This is a genomic window from Streptomyces sp. NPDC094034 (assembly GCF_040303865.1).
GTDB lineage: Bacteria > Actinomycetota > Actinomycetes > Streptomycetales > Streptomycetaceae > Streptomyces.
Window position 1 is genome coordinate 1 of the sequence record NZ_JBEOUD010000114.1, and the last position, 1,872, is coordinate 1,872.

The following is a 1,872-nucleotide window of genomic DNA, read 5'->3' on the forward strand; positions in this document are numbered from 1 at the left end:
GCTACGAGCGCAAAGCCGAACACTTCCTCGCCTTCACCAGCATCGCCTGCACCCTCATCTGCTACCGCAGATTCACCAAATGAGATGACGTCTAATAGTGGTCTGGCGGCGCGGGGTGCTCACAGTCAACGCTGTGACGGCGGCGCCTACGAACAGGGCGAGCGCGGCTACGGTCAGGAATGACACTGATGTAGATAAGCGGTCTTGAGAGGTCCGGCCACTGACTGAAGCGGCTCCCAACGCAAGGGCGACCAACACACCACTGCTGCTCACTACCGCGTTGCCGCGCTGGACCAGTGACTCCTTGATCTTGCGTTCCTCATTGAGTTGATCCTCCAACAGAGCGCCGAGGACCTGCCTGTCGTTACTCTCCGGCATTGCGCCACCCCCTTCCACGATCCGTCAGACAGATCGCAGTGTCGTCGGAGACGTCTGGCCCGATCGGCGCGTCAGATGGCTAAAGGACCAGTCTTCAAGGGATGACGGCGAAGTCAGTCTCCGTTTCTCGAGCGGAGCAAGGAGCTCTTCCCCCACACTGAGTACGGATCTTGAGATACTCAACGAATCGACCAACTGCCTCAACGGCACTATTTCCTCGCTCTGCTGGGCCACTCGCGCACGCAATAGGGAAATCTCCTCCAAGTTATTCGCGCAGTCATTCCAGTCTTCGAGTTTGGTAATGACACGCCGCAGCGGTGATCGGATACTCGTTCGAAGATTCATCCGGTTCATTTCCTCGTCCGGAGGCAGCGCGACGATCACCTCGCGGAGCTTCTCAGCAAGGACCCTGCCCGATGACCCACCATCCCGGATGGCGGCTAGTTGACTGCGGCAATCCGCGATCAACTCGGGGGCCAAGCGCTCCACCTCGCCGAGGCGACGCCAGAGGGCGTCGATCTGCGACGACGGAATGGGAACTCTCATTAGCTCGCTCACTCTCCGCTGAGTCGATCGCTGCTCCCTCAGCATTTCAGCAAGTTGGGCGGGGGCGGGTCCGATGTTAAAAATGAGCTGCTTGAACAGGCGGTAGACAGAAAGGTCCTCCTCCATGGCAATAACCGTGCCATGCCGCTCCCGCATGCTCAGTACAAGAAGACAGGGCATGTGTGACTCGCGAAGTCCGAAAAAGGCTGCCGCGCTAGAAGTCGCCTGCGTCCATCCCCTCTCGTGTTCTTCACGCGAGTGCGGTCTCGCGCCGGCCACCCAACCGAATTGAGAATCCGAACCGTCTCGTCGCATGGAATCCCAGAAGGAACCTCGAAATACCTCGTCCCGAGTAGGCAGGTCTACGCGCATGCCCTCAGCTCCCACGATCTCCCGGCCCCGAGGACTCCGGACGCCGCCGACCTGTGCCGAAATCGGGGGCCGATCGGGCCAACCGAGCGGGGGCGCTACAGGGCACAGCACCGCCAGCGACGCACCGCTCAGATCGTGAACGCTTGTCCAGTCTTCGATCAGCTCTTCATGCTGGGTGCGGGCCTCGGCAGTGCGGGCCAGTACCAGAACCGCACCCAAATAGCCACTCGTAGCGGATGCGGACAGCAGGTGCCTGAGAAACATATTGATCGGTAGCGGAGTGACGTACATCAAGCCCCCTGTCGACGAGATGGGGAGCAGCCCAGCCGCGTGCGTCCCCGCAGCAGCAGTATGAGGGGGTGCGATCTCATCGGCACGGGAGATGCCCGGATCTCAGGTCATCGCCTGGGCTTGTGGATCTTTGCGGGGTCTGGCTGCTGGCGGCCTGCTGGGGGAAGCTGTCGGTAAACGATGGCACCCTTAAGAAGCCATCTCATTTGGCTGGTTCGGTAGCCTGTCTGTGTGGGAATCGTTGAGCGGCTGGTGCCGGACGAACTGTGGGAGTTGTTCCAGCGA

Annotated in this window: 1 protein-coding gene; it reads right to left on the reverse strand. The window is 60.6% G+C overall.

The annotated features are described in order from the left end of the window. Window positions 1–402 precede the first annotated feature (402 nt). Entirely contained in the window at window positions 403–1,050 is a 648-nt protein-coding gene (locus ABTZ59_RS37040; protein WP_351425925.1) for a hypothetical protein, read from the reverse strand. Window positions 1,051–1,872: the final 822 nt, after the last annotated feature.